We start from the raw sequence: 26,534 nt of genomic DNA, 5'->3' as shown, positions 1-26,534 counted from the left end.
ATATATATATATATATATATATATATATATATATATATATATATATATNNNNTTTTTTTACTTTATTTTTATTATTTTTTTAATTAAAGAATCAGGAACTTGAGATAAAATTATAGCAATAAACATAAGAATTCCACCAAAAATTTCCCTATCAACTGGAACTTCTTTTAAAAATAAAAATCCAAAAAATGCAGCGAAAACTGCCTCAAGTGACAAGATTAAACTTGAAATTGTAGGATCTGTATCTTTTTGAGCAATAATTTGTAAAGTATAACCGAGTCCCGAAGAAAAAATTCCCAAATATAAGATTGCAAGGATTCCCTTTAAAATCAAATTTATATCTGGCTTTTCAAATAAAATCATTAAACAAAAGGATATAAAGCTTGCTATAAAAAATTGCAACATGGACATTTTTACACTATCGGACTTTGGTGAATAATAGTCTATAAATAAGATATGGAAGGCAAAAAATAAAGACCCTACAAAAATTAAAATATCTCCCTTATTTACAGAAAATCCATCTTCAACCTTAACTGTAAGCAAATAAAGTCCAATAAGGGCCAAAATTATAGAAATCCCTGTTTTTTTTGAAACTTTTTTCCCCATAAAAATTGCAAAAATTGGAACTATAACAACATAAAGGGAGGTTATAAATCCTGCCTTACCACTTGTTGTGTAATAAACTCCAATTTGTTGAAAACTAACTGCAATAGCCATTACTATACCTGTTGCTATAGCTCCCCTAATAGTTTCTGTTTTTGTATAGGCATCTATTTTTTTATTGCTTTTCTTTCTTCTAAAAATTAAATAAAAAAATAAAAAAATACCTGCAACTAGGTTTCTTAAAAAATTAAAGGTAAAGGGTGGTATGTAATCACTTCCTAATTTTTGAGCAATAAAAGCAAAGCCCCAAATAAAGGAAGTTAAAAATAAAAGCAATTCTCCTCTATGTTTGTTTTTCATATTTACTCCTATATTTATAAAATCTTTGCTTTATTATATCAAAAATTTGAATGTTTGTAATATTTTTTTAATAAAAATAATAAAAATTCCAACAAAATCGCTTGACTTTGATAATTAATTGCTTTTATTCGTTATATATATGCATTTTTTGTTTTTATAAAAGTAAAATAAAAAAACTCTAATAAAGATTTAATCCCTATTAGAGTTTTAATTTACAAATCAAACAAAGACATTTGATTTTCTTCTTGCAAATTATTTATTATGTCTAAATTCTTTAAAGAATTTAGGGCATTTTTATTTAATGAAGTTCTTTTTTTCAAATCTTCAATAGAAATAAATTTTGTTTTTTCCCTTTCTTCTACTATATCTTTTGCCATTGCTTCTGACACATCATCAACTGCAGAAAGGGGTGGTAAAATTTCCCCGTCTTCATCCAAAATAAATTTAACAGCCTCTGACTTATATAAGTCTGCTTTTTTTATTTTAATATCTCTTGCAGCCATCTCTTCAGCAACTTCCAACAAGGACCTAAGGTTTTTTTCCCTTTGAGTTGGTTTTTCTAATTGATTTATTTCATTTAAAGCATATTGGATTGACTTTAATCCTTTTACAATAACTGAATATTGAAAATCATTTAGTTTTGTTGAAAAATATGTTGCATAAAATGCTTTTGGATAATAAACCTTGTAATAGGCAATCCTATAGCTCATCAAACAATAAGCAACGGCATGGGCCTTTGGGAAAAGATATTTTATTTTAAGACATGAATCGATATACCAATCTGGAACCTTATTTTCTCTCATATAAGATAAAGTTTCTTCAGAAAGTTCTTTTCCCTTCCTAACTTTTTCCATTATTTGGAAAGATTTTTTCTTATCAAGTCCAAGATTAATAAGTGAATTCATAATATCATCACGGGTTGAAATTATTTGGTCAAAACCTGCAGTTTTTGACTTTACCAAATCTTGAGCATTATTTAACCACACATCAGTTCCGTGAGAAAGACCAGAAATTCTTGTCATTTCTGAAAATTTAGTTGGAAAAGTATCCTTTAGCATTCCCCTTACAAAAGATGTACCAAATTCAGGAATTCCCAAAGTTCCTATTTCATTATTTGAAAAATCATATTTTATATTTAAGGGTTTGGTTGAAGAGAAAATATTCATTACATTTTCATCATCCATTTGAAGTTTCAAAGGATCTGTATTTGTTAAATCTTGAAGACTTCTAATAATTGTAGGAACATCATGGCCCAATAAATCTAATTTTAAAATTACACCATGCATCATATTGTAGGTAAAATGAGTTGTTTTTATATCATCTTTTCCATCATCTGCTGGATATTGAACAGGGGAAAAATCATAAATTTCCTTATCATTTGGAACTATCATTAGTCCTCCAGGGTGTTGGCCAGTAGTTCTTTTTACATCAAAAAGTCCCCTTTGATATTTTCGAATTTGTGCATTACTTAATGTTAGCTCATTATCTTCCATATATTTTTTAATATAACCAAAAGCCGTATTGTCTTTTATAGTTCCAATAGTTCCTGCCCTAAAAACTTTTCCTTCACCAAACAATTCTTCAGTATATTTGTGAATTGTTGGTTGATATTCTCCAGCGAAATTTAAATCTATATCAGGTTCCTTATCTCCTTCAAAACCCAAGAAAACTTCGAAAGGAATATCATGACCATCCTTGTTCATCTCTGTCCCACATTTTGGACAAGTTTTATCTGGCAAATCTATTCCAGCTCCAATAGATCCATCAGTTATAAATTCTGAATGTTTACAATTAGGGCAAATATAATGAGGGGCTAGCGGATTTACTTCTGTAATATTTGCCATAGTTGCTGCAAAAGATGAACCCACAGAACCTCTTGATCCAACCAAGTATCCATCCCTATTTGATTTTTCTACAAGCTCTTTTGCAATTATATATAAGACAGCGTAACCATTTGAAATTATAGAATCAAGTTCCTTATCAAGTCTGGTTTTTACAAGCTCAGGAAGAGGATCTCCATAAATTGATATTGCCTTTTCATAAGTTGTATCTTTTAATCTTTTATCAGAGCCTTCAATTTTTGGTGGAAAAGTCTCATGAGGAATAGGCATAACACTTTCAATTTGATCAGAAATTTTTATGGTATTATCAATTACAACTTCCATTTTTGTTTTATCATCTAGATAATAAAATTCATCAAGCATTTCATTAGTTGTTTTTAAATAATAAAGGGGATTATTTTCCCTGTAATGGAAAAATTGTCCCTTGTGAAGAATATTTCTAAGAACATAATCCTTCTTTTCCATATATCTTACAGAACCTGTTGCCACAACCAATTTATCATGTTTTTTTCCAAGCTCAATGATTTTTTTATTTATTTCAATAATTTGCTCTTTATTTCTTATAGACCCATTTTCTAAATCATCTGCAAATACACCTAGTGCTTCTATTTGGAAAAAATCAAAAAATTCACAGATTTTATCTATTTTTTCTTCGGAATAGTCATCTCTTATGGCTTTAAATAAGAGCCCATCTTTGCCCCCTGATCCAATTATAAGGCCCTCTTTATTTTTTCTTACCAAGTCGAATGGTGTTTTGGCTTCCAAATTAAAATATTTCATTCTAGAATCTGAAATTATTTTATATAGATTTTTAAGGCCCTGATAATTTTTAGCAAAAATTATTGATGAGAAATTTTCGTGACGAGAAATAGGCCATTTTGTTTTTATAGAATTAATTTTTGCAAGACTTAAATCTTTATTTTTATCCTTAATTTTTTCAAATAATTTTATAAAGACTTTTGCAGTTGTCATAGCATCATCACTTGCCCTGTGATGGTTAAATGGTCCTACTGCCAATTTTTTTGCAAGTTTATCTAGAGAAAATCTTCCCATAGATGGAAAAACTGCCCTTGCCATTGGCAAGGTATCTAAATAAACAGGTTCAAATTGGTAGGATAAATTGTCACAAGCTTCTTTTATAAAACCAATATCAAAATCTGTATTTTGTCCTACAAAATAGGCATCTTTTGAAAACTCCAAAAATTTTGGCAAAATCTCATCAATTTTTGGCTTATCCATAACCATTTCATTTGTAATTCCAGTAAGCTCAACTACCTTTTCAGGAATCATTTTTTCAGGATTTACAAGTTCATTAAAAACTTCTGTAATTTCCCCATTTTCAACTTTAACAGCACCAATTTCTGTTATTTTATCAGAATATTTATAAAGTCCTGTTGTTTCCAAATCAAAAACAATAAATCTTTGATCTTTTAAATCACTTATGTCATTTATTTTTTATTGTAATTATTGGTTAAAATTCTTAAATTTTTATCAACTAACAAAAGCTCAGCACCTGCTAGCATTTTTATATCATTTTTTCCAAGTTTATCATACATATCAGGAAGGGCTTGAAGAGTTTCTGTATCTGTAATTCCACAAGCTGTATGACCCCAAGATTTTAATCTTTTTGAAAGCTCATCCATATCAACAAAGCCATCAAGGTTGGTCATTTTTGTATGAATTTCAAGCTCTACTCTTTTTTTTGGATATGTGTCAAGTCTCTCTTTTTTCTCACATTCTTCCATAGAATTTACTGTAAATACATCTTCGTGAGAGTAACCATCATAATTTAAAACACCTTGGACTTTTACAGCCATATTTTCTTTTAAATTATCAAGCTTTTCCTTATTTCTTGGTTGAACAAACATCTTACAAGCTATGGCATCTGTCCCATCTTCAAGGTCAAAGGAATAGATAAAATTCCCTCTTTTTGATTCAAAAATATCTATTCCAAAAATTTCACCCTTTAGGGATAAATTCATTCCCTTTTTATCATAAATCTCTTCAATTTTAAATTCATCAGCTTTTATATTTCTTCCATATTTTAAAATTTCTGATGGATCCTTCTCTTTTTTTTCTGATTCTTTTTTGTTATTTCTAGCATTTTGAATCATATTTTCAAGTTCTAGTTTTTTTAAATCTCTAAGACTTGATGGCTTGTCATCTTTTGTATTCTCGTCTTTTTTATTTTCAATATTTGGCAGATCAAAAATATCTTTGTTTTCTTTATTTTCTTTAGCTTTATCTTTTTTTTCATCTACAATTTCTTCTACTTGGTCTTCATATCCTGTTTCATAAAAATCTGGAAGAGGTTGATTTTCATAAAATTCTTCAATTGGATTTGCCTTTTCTTCTTTTTCTATTATATCTTCGTATTTTAAAGCTAAATTTACATAGGAAAAATATTTTTCTAATTTTTCTTCAATTCCTTTATCTTTTTTTCCTGCAATTATTAATTTTAATTTATTTAATTTTTTTGAATATATAGCATTTTTTATATAGTAATCTTTGTCTGTATCTATGAGTGATTTTAGACTAATTTTCATTTTTCTCATCTTTCAAAATTTCTTCAATTAGACTGTCTACTATTTCTTCTTGTTTTACCTTTTTAATAGTAATGCCTTTTTTAAATAAAAATCCGTACCCTTTGGCACAAGCAATTCCATAATCTGCTTCTTTTGCTTCACCTGGTCCATTGACAGGACAACCCATTATAGCTACTTTTAAATTTAAATTTAATTCATCAAGTCTATCACTTGCTTCATTTACAATTTCATCTAAATTTACGCTTGTTCTTGAACAAGTTGGACATGAAACCAAATCAATTCCATCACGTCTAAGTCCCAAAGATTTTAAAATAGTTTTTCCAGCTTTTACTTCTTGTACTGGATCTCCTGTTATTGAAACCCTTATTGTATCTCCAATTCCATCTTTTAAAAGTGATCCCATTCCTATTGATGATTTTACCAAGGCTTGATAAAGAGGTCCTGCTTCTGTAACTCCCAAATGGAGTGGATAATCGCAAAGAGATGAAATTTTTCTATTTACATCAATCATTGTATTTACATCTGATGATTTAATTGAAATAACAATGTCGTAAAAGTCTAAATCTTCTAAAACTTTTACTTCTTCAAGGGCAGAATAAACTAGGCTATCTACATTTACTCCATGATATTTTTCAATCATATCCTTATGAACAGATCCTGAGTTTACTCCAATTCTTATAGGAATATTTTTCTCCTTACATTTTTCAACTAAAATCTTAACCTTATCAGCCCCACCAATATTTCCTGGATTTATTCTTAAACAATCACAGCCATTTTCAACTGCAGCTATGGCAAGCTTATAATCAAATTGTATGTCTGCTACAAAAGGAAGATTCGTTCTTTTTTTATTTCAGAAATTGCTCTTGCATCTTCAAGAGAGTTTATGGCAGATCTTGAAATATCACAGCCTGCCTTTTCAAAATCGTTGATTTGTTTTACAACTTCTTCAATGTTTTTTGTTTCTTTTGTTGTCATTGATTGGATAGAAATAGGAGATCCTCCTCCTATGGCTACATCTCCTACATATACTTTTCTAGTTTTTTTCAATTTTTACTCCTTAAAATAAATTAATTAAATCTTTAATTGTAACTAAAAGGATTAATCCCAATAAGAGAATAAATCCTCCAATTGTAAATTTCTCTTCAATTTTTTTATTCACTCTTTTTTTAGTAATCATTTCAAATAATGATGTGAAAATCTTTGAACCATCAAGGGCAGGTATTGGAAGTAGGTTGAAAAATCCTAAATTTACACTAATATAGCCCAAAAAGAAAATCAGGTTCATAATTCCAAGATTTGCTTGCCTTCCCATTTCTTTTACAACGCCAACAGGTCCTGAAAGGGCTGAAAAACCTAACTGACCTGTAAATAAACTTTTTAAAACAAGGACCATCATAGAAATCATAGAGCCTACTTGTTTTATTCCAATCACAATTGCTTCAAAAAATCCTACTTTTTGATTTTTTGGAATAAAACCAAGTATAGGCCTTTTTCCTTCAAATTTTACCCTCACATTTTTTTCAACTTCCTTATTATTTCTTTTAACCGTAAGGGAAATTTCATCGTTTTTATTGTGATTTTTATAAAAATCTTCCAAATTTTTTGAAATATCTGAAAATTCTTTTATCTCCTTATTATTAATTTTTAAAATTTCATCATTAACCTTAAATCCTTGACTCTTAATTGGTGAATTTTCAGTAAATTCTCCAACTATCTTTGATGGTTTTCCTGTATTAAATGAAACCAAAGAAAATAAGAGACCTGCAAAAATTAAATTTGTCAAAGGTCCTGCAAGAATTGTTAAAAATCTTTTGTAAGCAGGTGCCTTGTCAAATGATCTTTCATCATCACTTTCATTATCCTCGCCTTCCATAGCACAATATCCACCAATAGGAAATAAATTTATAGAGTACAAGGTTTCACCCTTTTGTTTTGAAAAAATTTTAGGACCCATACCTATGGCAAATTCATTTACCTTTATTCCACTTTTTTTTGCAACAATAAAATGTCCAAATTCATGAATTAAAATCAAAAATAAGAACATTACTATCGATATAATAACTGACTTCATCTTTCTCCTTTATATAATTGTAAATAAAAACATACAAGGACTAATAAATAATATTGAATCAAACCTATCCAAAATTCCTCCGTGTCCAGGAATTAAGTCCCCATAGTCTTTAATACCACATTTTCTTTTAATAAATGATGCAACCAAATCTCCAGTTTCTGATAAAATAGCAGAAACTACAGTGAAAATTATTACCATAATAATATTTTTATCAAGACCTGAAAAGTTTACATAAATTAAATTCAATAAAACTGCACCACAAACTCCCCCAACAAATCCTTCTATGGTTTTATTAGGAGAAATTTCTTCCAAAGATTTTATCTTGTGTTTGCCAATGCTAACTCCTGTAAGATAGGCAAAAGTATCTGATCCCCATGCTATAATATAAAGCATATATAAATATCTCTTATCAACAATCATTACAGCATTTGACATAAAAATTGAAATATAAGTTATGACAAATAACAAGGCAAAAAAGTCTTGCATTTGAAATTTCTTATTAAAGATCATAAATACAAAAATTGAAATCATTATAGTAACAATTCCAATAATAAATATTTTATCCTCACCAAAATATGCATTAAACATCAAAAAGGCATTTACAACAAGGGCAAATCTTTTTGGAACATTGTAGGAAATATTTCTTAAGGCCCTAATTAGCTCAATACAAGCAATACTTGAAAAGATTGTAAAACCAATAGCAAAACTTGGTCTTCCAAAATAAGTAATTAATATTAGGACAATTAAAATAAGACTTCCACCAAATAATCTTTTAGCTAGGTTCATTTAATCCACCATACCTTCTATCTCTTCCATAAAAAGAGTCAACAGCCTTATCCAAATCTTTTTTGGAAAAATCAGGCCATAAAACATCAGTAAAATAATATTCCGTATAAGCCATTTGATAAATCAAAAAATTAGAAATTCTAAGATCTCCTCCTGTTCTAATTAAAAGATCTGGATCTGGCATATTTTTAGTATAAAGATAGTTTGAAATATCATCTTCATCAATTTTTTCAAAATCTATTCCATCTTTTGCCATATCCTTAAAAGCTTTTACAATTTCACTACGGCCACCATAATTTATGGCCATATTCAAAACAAGTTGGTCATTGTTTTTTGTTAGTTCACAAACATCAAGACAAGCCCTCATTGTTTTTTCTGGAAGTTTTGATATATCTCCAATTATATTTAATTTTACTTCATTTTCCATAAGTAATTTTGTCTTATCTTTTATAAATTTTGCCAATAATTTCATCAAATAATTGACTTCAATCTTGGGTCTTTTCCAATTTTCTGTAGAAAATGCATAAAGAGTTAAATATTTTATACCTTTTTCCTTTGCATAAAGGGCAATATCAACTACATTTTCAGAACCTTCTTTATGGCCCATAGATCTTGGCATATTTTTATTTTTTGCCCACCTACCATTTCCATCAAGAATAATAGCAAGGTGGTTTAATTCTTTTTCTTTCATAAGCCTTCCTTCTAAAATAATCTCTATAAGATTATACCACAAGTAAAGATATTGAAATAAAAAAGCTATCTGCAAATATTTTTACTTTTTGTATATATTTTTCCCAAATGCTATAATTTAAGTATGAAAATTAAAGCAAATAAAGAAATAAGACTTGATAAATATTTATCTGATATTTTTGAAGAAATTCCTAGAGAAAAAATAAAAGATTTTATCAAGGAAAAAAAAATAAAAGTAAATAATAAAAAAATAAAACCTTCCTATAAATTAATTTTGGAAGATGAAATTGAAATTTCAGATGACTTATTTGAAAGGGCAAAAATTGAAGCTGAAAAAATGGATTTAAAAATTGTTTATGAAAATAAAGACTATGCAATTATTGATAAGGATGAAAATGTAATTGTCCATCCTGCAGGATCAATAGTAAGTGGGACTTTGGTAAATGGACTTTTATATCATTTTGGCTACAATAATTTATCCCATATAGGAGGCGATGACAGACCAGGCATTGTCCACAGGCTTGATAAGGATACAACAGGCCTTATGGTAATTGCAAAAAGTAATTCATCTTACAAATTTTTAAAAAATCTTTTTGAAACAAGAAAAATTGACAAGGAATATTTGGCAATTTGTAATGGAATTTTCAAAAAAAAATCTGGAGAAATTCATACCTTTATGGATAGAGATCCAAATAATCGCAGAAAAATGGCAGTGAGAAATAGTGGAAGGGATGCTATAAGTAAATATGAAGTTTTAAGTGAAAATGATGGTTATTCCCTTGTAAAAATAAAAATTCTTACAGGAAGAACTCACCAAATAAGAGTCCACATGACCCATATTAACCATCCCCTTCTCGGAGATCCAGTTTATGGAAATGTAAAACATAAATTTAATCTTGACCACCAACTACTTCATTGTCACAAATTGGGATTTACCGATAAAGATGGAGTTTATAGAGAATTTGAAGCTGATGTTCATGAAGATTTTAAAAAATATCAAAAAGTTTTAGGATTAGGAGAATAAAATGTATTCAAAAACAAATACAGTCACTCTTTTGGGCCTTGATGGAAAGGCAATCGAAGTTGAATCTGATATAACATCAGGGATGCCAGCATTTAATATAGTTGGCCTTCCCGATTCAGCTATAAAAGAATCCAAAGATAGGATTAGGGTTGCCCTAATTAATTCTGGTTTTAAATTTCCCCAAGGAAGAATTACCATAAATTTATCCCCTGCTGATATAAAAAAAGAAGGAACCCAGCTTGATTTACCAATTGCTATTTCTCTTTTAAAAAGTATGGGAGTGATTGAAAATTCAAAAGATGATTTTATTTTTATAGGAGAACTATCGCTAGATGGAAGAATTGTCCCTATAAAAGGTGCCCTTGCCATGGTAATTTCTATGAGAGAAAAGGGCTTTAAAAATTTTATAATTTCAGATTCTAATAAGGATGAATGTGCCATAATTAAAGATTGTAATATTTTTCCATTTATAAATTTGGAAGAATTAGTTTCATTTCTTAATGAAAATACAAAAAAATCTCCTTATAAAATAAAATTATCAAATATAAGCGAAAATATTACATATCCTTATGATTTTTCTGACATAAAGGGTCAAGATTCCTTAAAAAGAGCCCTACAAATTGCAGCAGCCGGTGGTCATAACTTATTAATGATTGGTCCACCAGGAAGTGGAAAAACTTTTTCAGCCAAACATTTGCCTTCAATCCTACCCGATATGGATTTTGAAGAAAAAGTTGAAGTTACAAAAATTTATTCAGTAATGGGACTACTTGAAAGCGGAAAATTAATAAATAATAGACCTTTCAGGTCTCCTCACCATTCAGCAAGTGAAGTTTCTTTGATTGGAGGAGGAGCAAATATTCCAAAGGCAGGAGAGATTACCCTTGCCCACAAGGGAGTTTTGTTTTTAGATGAATTTCCAGAATTTTCTAAAAAAACTATAGAAGCTTTGAGAGAGCCCTTGGAAAATAAGGAGATAAATATTTCAAGGTCAATGGCTAGCATAAAATATCCAGCAGATTTTATTCTTATTGCTGCAATGAATCCTTGTCCTTGCGGAAATTATGGAAATCCTTTGAAGGAATGTACCTGCTCTCAAAATGAAATTAGGAGGTATTTATCAAAATTATCTTCTCCAATTTTAGATAGGATTGATATTCACATAGAAATAAAACCTGTAAAGTATAAAGATTTGGATGATAATATAAAAACAAAATCATCAAAAGAAATGAAAGATGAGGTTCAAAGAGCAAGAGAAATTCAAAATAAAAGATATGAAGATGAAGAAATTTCTACCAATGGAGCCTTATCGACAAGGCTTATGAAAAAATATATAAAACTTGATAAAAATGTAAAGGCTCTTGGGCAAAAAGCTTTTGATAAATATAACTTTTCTGTAAGATCTTACAATAAAATTATAAAAATGAGTAGAACAATTGCAGACCTTGAAAATAGTGAAAATATAGAGCCTAAACATTTATTAGAGGCTATAAGATATAGGTCTTTGGATGATAAATATTGGAGTGTGTGATGGATAATAATTTGATAAATTCCAACATTGACTTATATATTAATAATCTTGTTACAAAAGCTCTAACTTTAAACGCTAGTGACATCCACCTTGAGCCTATGGATAAAAATTTTTCAAGAATCAGATTTAGAATTGACGGAAAACTTAGAAATATCACCGAGATGGATTATCCTTCTTATATTAAACTTTTGACAAGGATAAAATTATCTTCAAAACTTGATATATCAGAAAAAAGAAGACCCCAAGATGGATATTTAAAATTAGAAAAATTTCCTCATATAGATTTTAGAATATCAACTTTAAATACAGTTGTTGGTGAAAAATTAGTTTTAAGGATTCTTTCTATAGAAAATTTTAAAAAATCTCAAAATTTATTGGGTTTTTCTGATAGGTCAAAGGAGATTTTACAAAAAGCTATTAAAAATAAATCAGGCATGATAATTTTTTCAGGCCCAACAGGTTCTGGAAAATCTACTTCGCTTTATTCTCTATTAAATAAATTAAACGATGAAAAAAGTAATATTATTAGTATTGAAGATCCTGTAGAGATAAATATCTTGGGCATAAATCAAATATCAGTCAATGAAAAAATTGGTCTAAGTTTTCAAAATGCTCTAAGGTCAATTTTAAGACAAGACCCAGATATTATTATGCTTGGAGAAATTAGAGATGATGAAACTGCAAAAATGGCAGTGAGAGCTGCTATAACTGGACATTTGGTTTTAACAACCCTTCATACCAATAATAGTTTTGCCTCTATAAATAGACTTCGTGATTTGTCAGTTGAAGATTATCTTATAAAACAAGCTGTAAATACTCTTGCAAGTCAAAGACTTGTTAGAAAACTTTGCTCATGTAAGAAGAAAAGAAAAATTTCAAACAAAGAATATAATTTTATAAAAAATTATTTTGATATAGATAAAGAAACTTATATTTATAAGCCATCCTCTTGTGATAAATGTCACGATGGATATTTAGGAAGGGAGGCAGTTGAAGAGATAGTAGATTTTGATGAGGATTACAAGGAGCTTTTTTTTGACAATAAAAATTTTAGCAAAAATGATTTGGACTTATTAAATAAGAAAAAGAATTTTAAATCTATGACTTATAATGGGATAAAAAAAGTTCTAGAGGGAGTTACAAGTTTAGAGGAAGTTTTAGATTCAATTTATTATTTTAATTAGAAATCATAAAGAACAAAAACCCAAATTTATAAGGTCAACTTTTAAAAATAGTATTAAATATAGCAAATAAAATTATTAGTTGAAATTAAATAAAAATAAATGAAAGATCCTTTGTGCAAGTTTAATATTTGTACAAATTTTTATTTTACTAATGTATGCTTGTTTTAACTTATTTGTTTGGATTTTCTGCTTCAATGTTAAAGGATAAAAGATGTTTGATTACAAAAAAAGATTAATAAAAAAAGATGATGCAAAGGAATTAAAAAAATCTTCATTCTTCACTTAAAAATTCTCTTTACAGAGACTACTTTCATATTAGTCCCTTAACTGGACTTTTAAATGATCCTAATGGACTTTTTTTTAAGGATAATAAATTTCATATTTTTTACCAATGGTATCCTTTTAAAGGCTTTCATGGCCTAAAACATTGGTATGAAGTTCAAAGTTCTAATTTAATAAATTTTAAAAATCTAGGTCTTACTATAAAACCAGATAAAGTTTATAAAAACAATGGTGCTTATTCTGGATCAGCCTTTGTAGAAAATGATGATGTTTATATAGTTTATAGTGGAAATCAAAAAGATGAAAATGAAAATAGGATTCCAAACACAGTTTTAGGAAAATACGAGAATGGAAAAATTATTGATGAAAAATTAATAATTTCTCCAAATAAAAATTATAAAGAAGATCAAAGAGACCCTAGAATTTTTAAGAAAAATGAATTCTATTATTTAACACTTGGTGCAAGAGATAAAAAAGACCATGGTTGTCTTTTAATTTATAGGTCAAAAAATATAGATAAAGATTGGGAATTTTTTGGAGAGCTTGAGATTAAGGATTTTGATAACAAGGCTTATATGTGGGAATGTCCAGATATTTTAAAGGTTGACGGAAAAGATGTATTATTATTTTCTCCCCAAGGAATGAAAGCTTGTGGAGATTTTTTCAATAATATTTACCAAAATGGATATATCATTGGAAGGCTAGATATTGAAAATAAAATATTCTATCCTGAAAGTGAATTTATAGAACTTGATAGGGGTTTTGACTTTTATGCAGCTCAAAGCTTTAGCAATACGGAAAAATCTTATTTAATCGGCTGGATTGGGCTTCCTGATACAATTTATCCAAATGACAAGGAATTTTCTGGAAATCTTTCTCTAGTACGTGAGCTTAAAATAAAATACAATAAACTTTTTATAAATCCTGTAAAAAATATAGATGATTTAAGGTTAGAAAAAATTGAATTTAATGAAATATTAAAAAATATTGAACCTTTAGAAATTTCTCTTGATAATATAGAAAATTCTTTACAAATAAAGGTCTATTCCCAAGAAAAAAATGGTGGATTTATTATTTCTTATGACAAAAATAAAAAAGAATTTAAAATAGATAGGTCAAAATTAGAAAATAAAATTTCTCAAGATTTTGGCTTTGAAAGAAAAATTTCTAATGTAGATTTAAAATCTATGAAAATTTACGTAGACAAGTCTACAATTGAAATTTTTATAAACCAAGGAGAATATGCCCTCACTTCAAAAGTTTTTCCAAAAAATAATGAAAAAGACCTATACATAGAAGGTCTTTCAAAGGAAAATACACAAATTTATACATTAAAAAAATCCTATATAGATAATTTTTCTCCGATTTTTTATACTTTTAATCTTTTATTCCCATTGTAAACTTCATCTATAATGCAAGATCCTAAGCAAACTTCCCCGTCATAAAATACTGCAGCTTGACCTGGGGTTACAGCTTTTGTTTTATCATAAGTAATTTCTACTTTTCCATCATCTAAAATTTTTACATGAGAATTTATATCTTTTTGCCTATATCTAAATTTACATGTACAATCAAATTCTTTTTTTAGTCCTTTAGCTGAAATTGAAGACAAATTTGATCCTATTAGCCTATTTGAAAATAATTTTTCATTATTTTTTCCTTGGCAAACAATTAGTTCGTTTTTTTCTAAATCTTTACCACAAACAAACCAAGCTTCACCTTCTCCACCAATACCAAGTCCTCTTCTTTGACCAATTGTATGATACATTAGCCCATAGTGTTTTCCCATAACATTTCCATCAGTATCAACTATATTTCCCTCTTTTGCTGGAAGATAGTTAGACAAAAATTCATTGAAATTTCTTTCACCAATAAAACAAATCCCTGTTGAATCTTTTTTATCAGCTGTTGCCAAATTATTTTCTTTGGCAATTTTTCTTACTTCTTTTTTATCAAGATTTCCTACTGGAAATAAAACATCTTTTATTTGATCTTGGGATAATTGGGAAAGAAAATATGTTTGGTCCTTGTTTGAATCTATCCCTCTAAGCATTTTAGTTTCACCATCTTCCCTATCAACTCTTGCATAATGACCTGTTGCAAGATAGTCTGCGCCTAAATCTTTTGCATAATCCAAAAAAGCCTTAAATTTTATTTCCTTGTTGCACATTATATCAGGATTTGGAGTTCTCCCCTTTTTATATTCATCAAGAAAATATGAAAATACCCTATCATAATATTCTTTTTCAAAATTTATTGAATAATATGGAATTCCTATTTGGTTACAAACTTTTACTGCATCTTCATAATCAACTTCTGCAGTACAAACACCATTTTCATCTTCCTCATCCCAGTTTTTCATAAAAATTCCACTAACATCATAGCCTTCTTCTTTTAATAAAAGGGCGGCAACAGATGAATCAACTCCACCACTTACACCTACTATAACTTTAATATCTTTCTTATCTTTCTTTTCCATCTATTCCCCTTAATTTTTTAAAACTTCAAATGTATAATCAATATCTTTTTTTGTATTAGTAAAACCAAAAGAAAATCTTACAGAATGTCTCGCCCTGTCCTCATCATACATATTTTTTATAACATTACTTGCCTCAACGCTTCCTGCCCTACAAGCAGATCCTACAGAAATGCAAATTCCATTCATATCTAAATATGTAAGAAGAAGTTCATTTTTAACTTTTGGAAAATATAAATTTAATATATGGTCAGTTGAATTTTCCAAACTTCCATTTATTTCATATAAGAAATTTGATTCTTTTAATTTTTCTACAAAATAAGATTTTAATTCTTTAATTTTTTCTCTTTCACTATATGCTTTTGGGAAGGCTTTTGCCATAGAATAGGCCCCCATTGTAAAGGAAGTTCCAGCTCGCCTATCTTTTTCTTGCTCCCCACCTTTTATAAAGGGTTCTATTTTTTTATTGCAATAAAGAACACCAAAAGAATTTATCCCACCAATTTTATGGCCTGAAAGGGAAAGTGAATTGCAATGAAGTTTTTCTACATCAATATCAATATGAGAATAGGCTTGAACGCAATCTACATGAAAAAATACATCCTTGTCTTTTAAAAATTCACCAATCTCATAGACAGGCTCGATTGCTCCTATTTCATTATTTACAAACATCAAAGAAACCAATTTTACCTCATCTGTAAGTTTTTCTTTCAATTCATCAAGAGAAAAAAATCCATCCTTATCAACACTAAGAAAAATTGTCTTATCCTTATTTACAGTATTTAAAATAGAATCATGTTCTATTTTTGAAGTAATAACAAGATCATCCTTAAAATTTGACAAAATTGTATTATTTGCCTCGCTTGCAGATGCTGTAAAAATTATATTGTCTGGCTTTGCATTAATAGATTTTGCAATTTCTACCCTAGAATCTTCCAAAACTTTTTTGCCATACCTTCCCAAGGCATGTAAAGAATCAGGATTTCCATCAAAATTTTCCATATTATCAAAAATATCTTTTAAAATTTCTTTTCTTTTTATGGATGTAGCTGCATAATCAAAATATATCATAAAACTTCCTTACAATTTATAAAAGACCTAAAAATTTAGGTCTTAGTCGTCAAATTCTTCTTTTAAAACTTCTTTTAAAACTTCTGCTTCTTCCTTAGTAAAAGTAATTCCCTTACTCATTCTAGTATGATCTTCATTCCAATCTCTCAAGTCATATTTTGGTTCTCTTTCATTCCAAGAAACAAGGTTTAATTCCTTTGTCCATCCCTTGGCATTTGTTGAAAGAACACCTAAATTTTCTATTATATCAAATTTAATCGCCATAAAAACTCCTAACTATAATAATTTCTTGGCAAAGAACTAAGCAAAACATTCTCAATTTCACTAGTTGCCAACTCCATTTTTCTAATCCTTCTTTTTATTCTACCCTTTTGTTTTATAATTTCTTCGTCATCAAGATTTTTAATATCATCCAAACTTTTCAAAAGATTTTTAATTTTAATATCATCAGTTTTATAAGATAAGCTCAAATCATTGAACCTATCAATTTTTTCTATAAAATCATAAGGATTATGGTCCATCAATGAAATATAAGAATCCATAAAAATCCTATTAAGCTTATTTTTATCATTATAAATTTGGCTTAAATTTTCATATCCTGTTAAATAAAAATTCAATTCAAACTCAGCCTTAATTAAACGAATTTTTAAATCCATTAAATTTTTTTGATTTTTAGTTAAATTTTTTTCATCAATAAGTCCCATATTATCCTCTCCTTTGAGTATAATATCATAGAATAATTTACTCTACAAGGATTGTATTATAAAGTTTTAAAAAATCAATTTTATCATTTTGAATTTATTTATTTGAATTTTTTTCAAAAAAATTTCTCTATGCAATCATATTAATCGATTTTTGGATTGTAGTAAGCATAGAGAAATTTTTAAATCTTATTTTATTTTTATATTAAATTAGAATTTAAATATCTTTTTTATTTTCTTTTTTACTTTTAAATAAAGCAAATGTCGAAAAGTTTAACAAAGTCAAAACTGCACCAAGTGAAGGTACTCCTGTTTTTACATTATTTGAATATTTTTTTATAATAACAGGATTATTTTTTTGATTTAAACTTTCTGATTTATTTTCAGTAGGATTTTTCTTTTTATCCTTTATTTCTGATTTCTTATCTTTTTCATTATTTTGTGTATCTTCTTCTTTGTTTAAGCCTTTATTTTTATCTGGCTCACTAGGTTTTTGATCTTTTGTTGGATCTTTTTTTCCTGATTTTTCTTCTGGATCTTTTTCACCTGGCTCTTCTGAGCCTGGTTTTTCTTCTGGGTCTTTTTCTCCTTGTTCTTCTGAGCCTGGTTTTTCTTCTGGGTCTTTTTCACCTTGTTCTTCTGAGCCTGGTTTTTCTTCTGGGTCTTTTTCTCCTGGTTCTTCAGTTCCTTGAATTTTTGCTTTTTTATCGTTTAAATCATTAATTTGTTTTTTAATATCATTAACTTTTTCAATGCTAGTATTAATTTCTTCTTTTAAATCATTAATTTCAGAATTTGTTTTTGCTATATTTACAGCTAATTGTCCTCTTTCATGAGTAGTGGCTCCTAATTCATTAGTTGCTTGTTCTAAATTAGTAGTTGCTTCTTGCAATTTTTCTTGTAATTTTGCCATTTTTTCTTGTGAAGCTTTTAATTGTTCAGCCAGAGCATTAACTAAAGCAGAATTATCTCCACTAATAGCCTTTTTAGATAGAGCTTCATACTCGTTCTTTAATTGAGCATCAGTTTCTTTAAATGATTTAAGTTGTTCTAATAATTCTTCTGGAGTCATAATATTTTCAACTACTGATAAGCCCATTAATTCAGCATCTTCTGGATCAGCAAAAGCGCCCCAACCCTTGCCCATGAATGCATTATTTAATATATTATTGTATTTACCAGCAAAATCTCCCATTTTATTTCTCAATTCTGCGGAAGATTTAGCAAATGCCATACCTTGATTATAGTAATCTGCAGAATTCATTAAATTTTGAAAATGTCCATAATCATTAATATTTAAATGTTTATTTAATTCTTTTTTATGAGCTTTAACAAATTCATAAACCTCTTTATTTGTTTTTAATTTTGCATTAGGGTCAATTTTTTTAGCTGCATTTATTACCTTATCTTTTTCATTATAAAACCATAGATAAAAACTATCAGAAGTAATACCTTCAGATATGTCAGATTTCTTAAAACCATCTGCGGCGTCTGACCATGCTAAATTCTCAAGTCCAGCAAATATTTGTTTATAATGTGTGTTTACTCTTCTGTCTCCTTCAACTTTAAGGCCAGCTAAAAATTGCATATAGTGAGAAGTATTTAATTTTGGAAGTCCAGCTTTTTCTCTATCTTTATTTACTTGAACTAAAGTTTCGGCTGCTGTAATCATATTATCAATACCAAAGGCTGAATATTCTTCATCTAATTCAGTTGCCATTTCTAATTGTGATTGTTTTTTACCATTTTGATCTGTAAATCCAGAATCTTTTTCGCTTGCATTTTTAATTTCATTTTTAGTAGCTTCATCACCATTTTTTTCAAAAAATCTTAAGCCAGATTTTTTCTCTTCTTTATAATCTTTTTCTAATTCTTTTAACCTAGCCTTATCTTGTTCAGTGAATTTAGAAACATCATTTTTAGCTTTTTCATATTTAGCTTTTAATTCTTCATATTCTTTATTAGCTTTTTCTATATCTTTTTCAGTTGCATTTTTATCACTAACAATTTCTTGTCTTTTAGTATCAAGTTCATTCATTTTAGTAGTTGCATTTTGCAATTTTTCTTCTAAAATTTTATTATTTTCTTCTTTTAATTTAACCTCAGTTTTATCTTCTTCAATTTTATTTTCTAAATTATTTTTTTCTTCAGTTAAATCATTAACTTTATTGTCAATTTCTGTAATTTGTTCTTCTTTTGTTTTTGTATTATTAATTTCTGTATTAGTTTCATTTACTGCGTTTTCAGTTTCTTTTGCCATATTAGCAAAATCATGCTTTTTAGTATTTAAATTATTTTTAATTGGTTCGACAATAGGTGCATTTTTTATGTTATCACCTTTAAGTCCTAAATTATCTTCTTCAGCATGTGATGAAGATGGCAATATAAGTGAGCAAACAGCTATAGCCAATATTAAAGATTTATTTACCTTCATTTTATTATTTTCCATTTCAACCTCCATGTTACTTATATTAATGTTAAGTATATCAAATATTGTTAAATAAAAAATAGTATTATAATACTTAAATAAATTAAGTTATAATACTATTTAATAAATTAAGTTATAATACTATTTTTTTACTATATTTTAATAATTTTTTATTTAACTAGGTTTGGTTTATCTAATAAATTGATATGGCAATAACCATTTGGATTTTTTTCTAAATAATCTTGATGGTAATCTTCTGCTTTTACGAAATTTTCTAATTTTTCTACCTTTATTTGTATTTTTCTATCTTCATTTTTTTGTTTTTGATCTAAAAATTTTCTAGAAAATTCCAAATCTTTTTTATCATTTGAGAATATCCCACTTCTATATTGACTTCCCACATCATTTCCTTGTTTGTTTATTGAAAATGGGTCGATAATATAGTAAAAATATTCTAAAATTCTTTTTAAAGATTCTTCTTTTCCATCATATTTTATCTCTACAGTTTCTGCGTGATTTGTTTTATATAAATTTTCATAGGATGTATCTTTTGTATTTCCGTTTGCATATCCAACAAGGGTCGATTCTACTCCCTCTATATCTTTAAAATATGCTTCTACTCCCCAAAAACATCCTCCTGCTAGGTATATTTTTTTCATTTTTTCTTTTTTCTCCAATCATATCTTTTACTTGGTTTTCTAAATTTAAACTTTCTTAATGATTTTGATAAGGCTGATGCTAGTAATATTCCAAATGAGATTGCTGATGCAACAGCCAAGGTGTCAAATAAGTTTATAAAGGCTAAAGATTTTTTACCATCTACAAAGTAATACAAAGTATTATATATTCCCTTTCCTGGTACGAGATTTATTATTCCAGGTACTATAAATAAAATGGCTGGCATGTGGCATTTTCTTGCAAAAATTTCTCCCATAATTCCTGTTATATAGGCTCCTGCCAAGGCCTTTAAGAAAACTCCTCCTCCTAATATATCTCCAACAATTTGATATATAAGAAATCCTATCGCTCCTGCAAGAGAAGATAATTTTATAGAACTTTTTGGGCAAGAAAATAACATAGCAAAGCCAAGAGCTGAAATATATGAAAATATAAATCCTAATAGTAAGTGCATATATCCTCCTTATAAAAAAGTCATAGGTACAGCAACGCCAATTGCAAGGGCTAAGGAAATAAATAAAGACATAGTAAGACCAACAAGCCCACTAGTTGCATCTCCACTCATCAAATCTCTTATAGAATTTGTCAAAATAAATCCTGGTACATAGGGCATCATTGATGAAATTATTACATTAGCCATATTAAAACCACCAACAAATTTTCCAATAATTATAGTCAAAAATGATACCATTATTCCAGCTACAAAATTTTCTATGAAATATCCAAACATTTTTTCTTCTACCCTTCTAAATATAAGAAAAGTTAAAAAAGAAACTATAAGGGTTATGGGTAAATCTAAAAAAATCGGTGCTTTGGGATTTACCAAAATTGGAAAGGCAGTTGATGCAAGAACTGCACCAATTATTGTAACTTTAGGATCTATTTTTGTAGTTTTTCTAATCTTATCAAGCTCTATCAGAGCCTCATCTAAGGTCAATTCGTGATTACAAAATCTTCTTGAAAAAGAATTTACCCTATCTACAATTATTAAATTATTTCCCCTGTTTTTTACTCTTTTAACGTTGGCATAGGTTTTTCCATCAACATTAAAAGAATACATCATAGCATTGAAGGTGGCAAAAACATCTATGTCGCTAGCATTATAAATTGATCTAATGATTCTTTCTACAGTATCTTCAACCCTATAAATTTCAGCTCCGTTTTTTAACATCATGGCTCCTGCTCTTGATGTTATTTCTAATAATTTATTTATATCATCTTCGTTATACTTCATCAATAAATTCCTTTTTAAATACAAAAGTAACTTTCCAAAATTGAAGGAAAGTTACCTTAAGAAAAAATTTACATATTTTTATATTTATTTATATTTTCAGAAGATAGAAAGTCATAAGCATCATTTATTTTTTGAAATTTTTCTGTGGCATTTGGATCTGTACTTATGTCTGGGTGAAATTTTTTGGCAAGTTTTCTATAGGCAAGTTTTATCTCATATTGGTCACTTGTATAAGAAACTCCCAAAGTATCACAGGCTTTTTGATATTTTTCCTTAAAGCCAAGATCATTTACAAAACCACCATTTTGGTATCCTGTATTATATCCCCCATTAAAATTTCCTTGGTCAAAATCAAATCCTGAAAAATTAAATCCTTGAAAAAAATTCTTCAAATCTTTGATTCATTTCCTCTTGTCTTCTTTGTCTTTCTTCTTCAGCTTGTCTTCTTCTTTCTCTTTCTTGGTCTAGCCTATATTTTTTTTGCATAGTCTGATAAGTTATCATAGCCTTTACTTTGTCCAGATATCAAAGTATCTGCCTTATCATACATCCATTCTATCAAGGTGTAATTTCCATATCTTAATAAAGAAATAAATGATTTTCCTAAAAATGGAACTACAGCAATTATTAAAAATATAGTTAAAAGTCTTGGCGGTATTGCTATAAAAAATATTGGCAATACAAATATAAAAGAACATCCAACCAACATTATAACTTGGCTTAAACCTTCAAAGACTGTAACAATAGCATTTAAAATATTTATTAAAAAATTAAATATTGAATTTAATATGCTTGCCAGTCCGTGGATAAATTTTCCAAATATTTTTTTCACTTTTTTCTCCAATCTATGATGATTATACCCAAGTTATTTTTGTCTGTCTACTAACCAAAAAGCTCTTCATTATTAGAATTATATAGTTTATAATAAATTCCTTTTTTATCTAGTAATTCTTTGTGAGATCCTCTTTCTACAATTCCCTCATCTGTCAAAACTATAATTGAATCAGCATTAATAATTGTAGAAAGCCTGTGAGCAATAGTTAAAGTTGTTCTTCCTTTTGATAATTTTTCCAAAGAATCTTGGACAATAGCTTCACTTGTATTATCCAAAGAAGAAGTTGCCTCATCCAAAATTAATATTGGTGGATTTTTCAAAAATACCCTTGCTATAGAAATTCTTTGTTTTTGACCTCCAGAAAGTTTAACTCCTCTTTCTCCAATATAGGTATCAAAACCATTTGATAATTCCATAATAAAATCATAGGCTCCTGCAAGCTTACTTGCCCTTATTATTTCCTCATCACTGGCATCTTCCTTACCATACAAAATATTTTCCCTAATAGTTCCACCGAACAAATAAACATCTTGTTGGACAATACCAATATTATTTCTCAAAGAATTTAGGGTTAAATCATTAATGTCCTTATCGTCAATTAGAATTCTTCCCTTATTTGTTTCATAAAATCTAGGAATTAATTTTGTAACAGTAGTTTTTCCTGCTCCTGATGGACCAACAAGGGCTACATTTTCTCCAATATCAATATCAAAATTAATATCTTCCAAAATCCATGGATCTTCTTCTGCTTGGTCAGGATATTTAAAATAAGCATGGTCGAAGGAAATTTTTCCCTTAACATCTTTAAGCTCTCTGGCATCATTTTTATCAAAAATATCTGATTTCATATTAATTACTTCATTAAATCTCTCGATTCCTGTAATTCCTTTTTGATATTGGTCGGTAAATTCTACAAGCCTATTAACAGTTGCAATAATTGTATTTAAATATAAAACAAAGGCAACAAGATCTCCTGGGCTCATTATATTTTTTATTACAAAATTTCCACCCATAACTATCAAAATAGCATACATACTCCCTGCAAATAATTGGTTAATCATATTGTAGGACGCCATATTATAATATTTTACTTTTTTGATATCTACAAACTTATCATTACCCTTTTTAAATTTTCTTTTTCCAAATCTTCATTGGCAAATGATTTAACTACATCAATTCCCAAAAGAGAATCTTCTATACTTGCATTAATTTCACCAATTTGTCTTTTTTCACTTTTAACTGATCTTGAAAAAGCTCTTCTTTTAACTCTTGCAGCATATACCATTACAGGAATAATAATATATAAAACTAGGGTTAAAGGAACATTTATAGTCATCAAAACTACAAAAGAAATTGTAAGTTTTATAAAACCTATAAAAAATTCTTCCGGACAATGATGGGAAAATTCTGTAATGTCAAACAAATCTGTAGTCATCCTACTCATTAGTTGGCCAATTTTTGTTTCATTGAAAAATGCTGTTGACATTGTCAAAAAGTGTTTGAAAATATCACGTCTCATATCCTTTTCAATATGGGCTCCCATAATGTGGCCATAAGATTGCATAAAATATCTTCCTGCAACCTCAATTAATTTTGTTAAAGCATAAATTAAAGTTAGCTTTAAAATAATTGAATAAGTTAAGCTAGAGTTTGATGCATGATCTGTAAGTGTAGATAAAATAATTGGTAATATCAATTCACAAACAGTTGTTAAAAATGCAGAAAACAAATCAATAGCCAAAATATTTTTGTAATCCTTATAATAAGGAATAAATTTTTTAATTAATTCTTTATCAGAATAAGTTCTTTTTTCCATTTTTCCTCCTTTTCTCATACTATAGTATTTTACTATTAATTAAAACTTATTCACTTGATTTTTTATCTGTACTTGTTAAAATATTAATGTGGAAACAATTAGGAGGATATATGGCAAGAATAATTGAAAAAACAAATCTTAATGATTCAACCATTAAATTTGTTGTTAAATCTCCAGATATTGCAAAAAGAGCAAAGCCTGGTCAATTTATTATTTTAAGAATTGATGAAAAGGGCGAAAGAGTTCCTTTTACAATTTCTGAAACTGATGATGAAAACGTAACTATCATAGTGCAAATAGTTGGTGGAACAACTATTAGGATGAATGAATTAAAAGCAGGAGATGGATTTTTAGATTTTGTTGGTCCTTTGGGACAACCAACAGAACTTGACCAATATAAGGGAAAAAATGTTTGTGTAATTGGAGGAGGTCTAGGAACAGCTATTGCCTATCCTCAAGCAAAATATTTACATAAAATCGGAGCTCATACAGATGTAATAATGGGATTTAAAAATAAAGACATAATAATTCTTGAAGATGAATTAAAAAATTCTTCAGATAATTTATATATTACAACAGATGATGGATCTTATGGAAAACAAGGTTTTGTTACTGAAGTTTTAAAAGAAAATATTGAAAATGGAAAAAAATATGATCTTGTTTTAGCAATTGGTCCAATGATTATGATGAAAAATACTGCCCTTGTTACAAAAGAATATGACATACCTACTATAGTTTCTTTAAACTCAATTATGGTTGATGGAACAGGAATGTGTGGTTGTTGTAGGGTAACAGTAGGTGGTCAAATGAAATTTGCCTGTGTTGATGGCCCAGATTTCGATGCTTTTAAAGTGGATTTTGATGAGGCTATGAACAGGGGTAGAAATTATCAACAAGAAGAAAGAGAACATATTTGTAGACTAACAGGAGATATAAGAAATGGCAAAATTTAATTTAAGTAAAGAAAAGGTAGTTATGCCTGAACAAGATCCAAATGTTAGAAACAAAAATTTTAAAGAAGTAGCCTTAGGCTATGATTTAGAAATGGCTCAAGAAGAAGCCCTAAGATGTGTTCAATGTAAAAATAAACCTTGTATGGGAGGATGTCCTGTTTCTGTAAGAATTCCAGAATTTATTCACCAAGTTGTTGAAGGAGATTTGGATAAGGCTTACGAAATTATTTCATCAACAAATAACCTCCCTGCAATTTGTGGAAGAGTTTGTCCACAAGAAAGCCAATGTGAGGGAGTTTGTACAAGAGGAAGAAATGGCGAGCCTGTTGGAATAGGTCGTCTTGAAAGATTTGTTGCAGATTATCACATGAACAAATCCTATAATAAACCAGTTGAAGTTACAGGACAAAATAAAAAAGTTGCAGTTGTTGGATCTGGTCCTTCTGGACTTTCTTGCGCAGCTGATCTTGCAAAATTAGGCTATCAAGTAGTTATGTTTGAAGCTTTCCACACTGCTGGTGGAGTTTTGATGTATGGAATTCCAGAATTTAGGCTTCCAAAAACTTTGGTTCAAAAAGAATTAAAAAATGTAATTGGTCTTGGTGTAAAACTTCAAAGAAATACAATTATAGGAAGAACAAAATCAATTAACGAATTATTTGATGAGGGTTTTGAGGCAGTTTATGTTTCAACAGGTGCTGGTCTTCCAAAATTTTTGGGAATTGAAGGGGAAAATTTAAATGGAGTTTATTCTGCAAATGAATTTTTGACAAGAATGAACCTAATGAAGGCATACAAATTCCCAGAATATGATACTCCGGTACATATTGGTAAAAAAGTTTGTGTAGTTGGTGGCGGAAACGTGGCAATGGATGCTGCAAGATCTGCTAAAAGAATGGGTGCTGATGTAACTGTTGTTTATAGAAGAAGTTTTGAAGAAATGCCAGCAAGAGTTGAGGAAAGCCACCACGCAAAAGAAGAGGGAATTAACTTTATGAACCTCCATAATCCTGTTGAAATTGAAGGAGAAAATGGTTGGGTTAAAAAAGTTAAATTAGAAGTAATGGAATTAGGAGATGAAGATAAATCTGGAAGAAGACGTCCAATTCCTACTGGAAAATATGAAGAAGTTGATTTTGATTCTGTAATAGTTTCAATTGGTCAATCTCCTAACCCATTAATAAAACAAACAAATGATGATATTAATACTGAATCTTGGGGTGGAATTATAATTGATGATTCTACTATGACAAGTAAGGATGGAGTTTTTGCAGGAGGAGATGCAGTAAGTGGTGCTGCAACTGTTATTCTTGCTATGGGAGCTGGTAAAAAAGCTGCTAAAAATATTGATAAATATATAAAAAATAAGGCTAAATAGAAAAAATATATTGTACCAATCTAAAATTAGGTTGGTACATTTTTTT

Annotated in this window: 19 protein-coding genes and 4 pseudogenes; 6 read left to right on the top strand and 17 right to left on the bottom strand. The window is 28.5% G+C overall.

From position 1 onward, the window contains the following. Positions 1-57: 57 nt before the first annotated feature. The 6 genes and pseudogenes from ANHYDRO_RS06510 to ANHYDRO_RS06480 all read right to left on the bottom strand — a co-directional run bounded on the left by ANHYDRO_RS06510 (position 58) and on the right by ANHYDRO_RS06480 (position 8,898). Positions 58-963: a DMT family transporter gene (locus ANHYDRO_RS06510; protein WP_004814753.1), complete on the bottom strand. Its 906-nt coding sequence runs from the start codon at positions 961-963 to the stop codon at positions 58-60. 212 nt (positions 964-1,175) lie between these two features. After that, positions 1,176-5,359, bottom strand: a pseudogene (locus ANHYDRO_RS06505) (PolC-type DNA polymerase III). Then, positions 5,340-6,397 (bottom strand): annotated as a pseudogene (gene ispG, locus ANHYDRO_RS06495) (flavodoxin-dependent (E)-4-hydroxy-3-methylbut-2-enyl-diphosphate synthase). Before ispG ends, ANHYDRO_RS06505 begins: the two co-directional pseudogenes overlap by 20 nt. Positions 6,398-6,407: 10 nt before the next feature. Beyond that, positions 6,408-7,421 carry a M50 family metallopeptidase gene (locus ANHYDRO_RS06490; protein WP_004814744.1) on the bottom strand — a complete coding sequence of 338 codons (1,014 nt, stop codon included), beginning with the start codon at positions 7,419-7,421 and terminating at the stop codon, positions 6,408-6,410. A gap of 9 nt (positions 7,422-7,430) precedes the next feature. Beyond that, the gene (locus ANHYDRO_RS06485; protein WP_004814742.1) at positions 7,431-8,207 is read right to left on the bottom strand and encodes a phosphatidate cytidylyltransferase; all 777 of its coding nucleotides are present in this window, start codon (positions 8,205-8,207) and stop codon (positions 7,431-7,433) included. Beyond that, complete coding sequence (locus ANHYDRO_RS06480) at positions 8,194-8,898, bottom strand: isoprenyl transferase (protein WP_004817083.1); 705 nt, start codon at positions 8,896-8,898, stop codon at positions 8,194-8,196. The genes ANHYDRO_RS06485 and ANHYDRO_RS06480 overlap by 14 nt, the downstream gene beginning before the upstream one ends. Positions 8,899-9,021: 123 nt before the next feature. On the opposite strand from ANHYDRO_RS06480, the gene ANHYDRO_RS06475 reads away from it, so the two are divergent. From ANHYDRO_RS06475 to ANHYDRO_RS09725, 4 genes and pseudogenes are all read left to right on the top strand, one after another. Next, positions 9,022-9,921: an RluA family pseudouridine synthase gene (locus ANHYDRO_RS06475; protein ID WP_004814738.1), complete on the top strand. Its 900-nt coding sequence runs from the start codon at positions 9,022-9,024 to the stop codon at positions 9,919-9,921. Position 9,922: 1 nt separating this feature from the next. Beyond that, on the top strand, positions 9,923-11,452 hold the full coding sequence (locus ANHYDRO_RS06470) for a YifB family Mg chelatase-like AAA ATPase (protein ID WP_004814736.1): 1,530 nt from the start codon (positions 9,923-9,925) through the stop codon (positions 11,450-11,452). Beyond that, positions 11,452-12,636 (top strand): GspE/PulE family protein, encoded by a 1,185-nt coding sequence (locus tag ANHYDRO_RS06465; RefSeq protein WP_004814734.1) that lies wholly within the window; start codon positions 11,452-11,454, stop codon positions 12,634-12,636. Before ANHYDRO_RS06470 ends, ANHYDRO_RS06465 begins: the two co-directional genes overlap by 1 nt. A 281-nt stretch (positions 12,637-12,917) precedes the next feature. Then, positions 12,918-14,318: pseudogene (locus tag ANHYDRO_RS09725) on the top strand (sucrose-6-phosphate hydrolase); the annotation flags it as partial. On the opposite strand, the gene mnmA reads toward ANHYDRO_RS09725, so the two are convergent. The 11 genes and pseudogenes from mnmA to ANHYDRO_RS06410 form a co-directional block, all read right to left on the bottom strand. Beyond that, positions 14,288-15,397: a tRNA 2-thiouridine(34) synthase MnmA gene (mnmA, locus tag ANHYDRO_RS06455; protein ID WP_004814730.1), complete on the bottom strand. Its 1,110-nt coding sequence runs from the start codon at positions 15,395-15,397 to the stop codon at positions 14,288-14,290. The pseudogene ANHYDRO_RS09725 and the gene mnmA sit on opposite strands and share 31 nt — an antisense overlap. Positions 15,398-15,406: 9 nt before the next feature. Next, positions 15,407-16,465, bottom strand: a complete 1,059-nt coding sequence (locus tag ANHYDRO_RS06450) for a cysteine desulfurase family protein (protein WP_004814728.1) — start codon at positions 16,463-16,465, stop codon at positions 15,407-15,409. Positions 16,466-16,507: 42 nt separating this feature from the next. After that, a complete protein-coding gene (locus ANHYDRO_RS06445) occupies positions 16,508-16,729 on the bottom strand; it encodes a YdbC family protein (RefSeq protein WP_004814725.1) in 222 nt (73 codons plus the stop codon). Between the two features lie 8 nt (positions 16,730-16,737). Next, positions 16,738-17,169 (bottom strand): hypothetical protein, encoded by a 432-nt coding sequence (locus ANHYDRO_RS06440; RefSeq protein ID WP_004814724.1) that lies wholly within the window; start codon positions 17,167-17,169, stop codon positions 16,738-16,740. Between the two features lie 214 nt (positions 17,170-17,383). Beyond that, on the bottom strand, positions 17,384-19,615 hold the full coding sequence (locus ANHYDRO_RS06435) for a hypothetical protein (RefSeq protein WP_039914276.1): 2,232 nt from the start codon (positions 19,613-19,615) through the stop codon (positions 17,384-17,386). A gap of 149 nt (positions 19,616-19,764) precedes the next feature. Beyond that, a complete protein-coding gene (msrA, locus tag ANHYDRO_RS06430) occupies positions 19,765-20,253 on the bottom strand; it encodes a peptide-methionine (S)-S-oxide reductase MsrA (RefSeq protein ID WP_039914274.1) in 489 nt (162 codons plus the stop codon). Then, positions 20,250-20,726, bottom strand: coding sequence for a threonine/serine exporter family protein (locus ANHYDRO_RS06425; RefSeq protein WP_004814717.1), 477 nt, complete (start codon positions 20,724-20,726; stop codon positions 20,250-20,252). Before ANHYDRO_RS06425 ends, msrA begins: the two co-directional genes overlap by 4 nt. Before the next feature lie 9 nt (positions 20,727-20,735). Then, positions 20,736-21,506: a threonine/serine exporter family protein gene (locus ANHYDRO_RS06420; protein WP_004814715.1), complete on the bottom strand. Its 771-nt coding sequence runs from the start codon at positions 21,504-21,506 to the stop codon at positions 20,736-20,738. Positions 21,507-21,574: 68 nt separating this feature from the next. Continuing rightward, positions 21,575-21,898: a J domain-containing protein gene (locus tag ANHYDRO_RS10745; protein WP_004814713.1), complete on the bottom strand. Its 324-nt coding sequence runs from the start codon at positions 21,896-21,898 to the stop codon at positions 21,575-21,577. A gap of 77 nt (positions 21,899-21,975) precedes the next feature. Further along, entirely contained in the window at positions 21,976-22,338 is a 363-nt protein-coding gene (locus ANHYDRO_RS10740; RefSeq protein WP_244261659.1) for a hypothetical protein, read from the bottom strand. 50 nt (positions 22,339-22,388) lie between these two features. After that, positions 22,389-24,157, bottom strand: a pseudogene (locus tag ANHYDRO_RS06410) (ABC transporter ATP-binding protein). Positions 24,158-24,267: 110 nt separating this feature from the next. On the opposite strand from ANHYDRO_RS06410, the gene ANHYDRO_RS06405 reads away from it, so the two are divergent. Together ANHYDRO_RS06405 and gltA are read left to right on the top strand one after the other, a co-directional pair. Then, positions 24,268-25,110: a sulfide/dihydroorotate dehydrogenase-like FAD/NAD-binding protein gene (locus ANHYDRO_RS06405; RefSeq protein ID WP_039914272.1), complete on the top strand. Its 843-nt coding sequence runs from the start codon at positions 24,268-24,270 to the stop codon at positions 25,108-25,110. Then, the gene (gltA, locus tag ANHYDRO_RS06400) at positions 25,097-26,488 is read left to right on the top strand and encodes an NADPH-dependent glutamate synthase (RefSeq protein ID WP_004814700.1); all 1,392 of its coding nucleotides are present in this window, start codon (positions 25,097-25,099) and stop codon (positions 26,486-26,488) included. The genes ANHYDRO_RS06405 and gltA overlap by 14 nt, the downstream gene beginning before the upstream one ends. Positions 26,489-26,534 lie beyond the last annotated feature (46 nt).

The sequence above is a fragment of the Anaerococcus hydrogenalis DSM 7454 genome, assembly GCF_000173355.1.
Classification (GTDB): domain Bacteria; phylum Bacillota; class Clostridia; order Tissierellales; family Peptoniphilaceae; genus Anaerococcus; species Anaerococcus hydrogenalis.
Note: the sequence above shows the minus strand (reverse complement) of the source record. Positions and strands in the feature narration are given on the sequence as shown.

Coding starts and splice junctions, on each gene's coding strand:
- ANHYDRO_RS06475 (WP_004814738.1), top strand. CDS start 9,022: ATGAAAATTAAAGCAAATAAAGAAATAAGACTTGATAAATATTTATCT.
- ANHYDRO_RS06445 (WP_004814725.1), bottom strand. CDS start 16,729: ATGGCGATTAAATTTGATATAATAGAAAATTTAGGTGTTCTTTCAACA.
- ANHYDRO_RS06405 (WP_039914272.1), top strand. CDS start 24,268: ATGGCAAGAATAATTGAAAAAACAAATCTTAATGATTCAACCATTAAA.
- ANHYDRO_RS06435 (WP_039914276.1), bottom strand. CDS start 19,615: ATGGAAAATAATAAAATGAAGGTAAATAAATCTTTAATATTGGCTATA.
- ANHYDRO_RS06510 (WP_004814753.1), bottom strand. CDS start 963: ATGAAAAACAAACATAGAGGAGAATTGCTTTTATTTTTAACTTCCTTT.
- ANHYDRO_RS06490 (WP_004814744.1), bottom strand. CDS start 7,421: ATGAAGTCAGTTATTATATCGATAGTAATGTTCTTATTTTTGATTTTA.
- ANHYDRO_RS06450 (WP_004814728.1), bottom strand. CDS start 16,465: ATGATATATTTTGATTATGCAGCTACATCCATAAAAAGAAAAGAAATT.
- ANHYDRO_RS06440 (WP_004814724.1), bottom strand. CDS start 17,169: ATGGGACTTATTGATGAAAAAAATTTAACTAAAAATCAAAAAAATTTA.
- msrA (WP_039914274.1), bottom strand. CDS start 20,253: ATGAAAAAAATATACCTAGCAGGAGGATGTTTTTGGGGAGTAGAAGCA.
- gltA (WP_004814700.1), top strand. CDS start 25,097: ATGGCAAAATTTAATTTAAGTAAAGAAAAGGTAGTTATGCCTGAACAA.
- ANHYDRO_RS06470 (WP_004814736.1), top strand. CDS start 9,923: ATGTATTCAAAAACAAATACAGTCACTCTTTTGGGCCTTGATGGAAAG.
- mnmA (WP_004814730.1), bottom strand. CDS start 15,397: ATGGAAAAGAAAGATAAGAAAGATATTAAAGTTATAGTAGGTGTAAGT.
- ANHYDRO_RS06485 (WP_004814742.1), bottom strand. CDS start 8,207: ATGAACCTAGCTAAAAGATTATTTGGTGGAAGTCTTATTTTAATTGTC.
- ANHYDRO_RS06465 (WP_004814734.1), top strand. CDS start 11,452: ATGGATAATAATTTGATAAATTCCAACATTGACTTATATATTAATAAT.
- ANHYDRO_RS06480 (WP_004817083.1), bottom strand. CDS start 8,898: ATGAAAGAAAAAGAATTAAACCACCTTGCTATTATTCTTGATGGAAAT.
- ANHYDRO_RS06425 (WP_004814717.1), bottom strand. CDS start 20,726: ATGCACTTACTATTAGGATTTATATTTTCATATATTTCAGCTCTTGGC.
- ANHYDRO_RS06420 (WP_004814715.1), bottom strand. CDS start 21,506: ATGAAGTATAACGAAGATGATATAAATAAATTATTAGAAATAACATCA.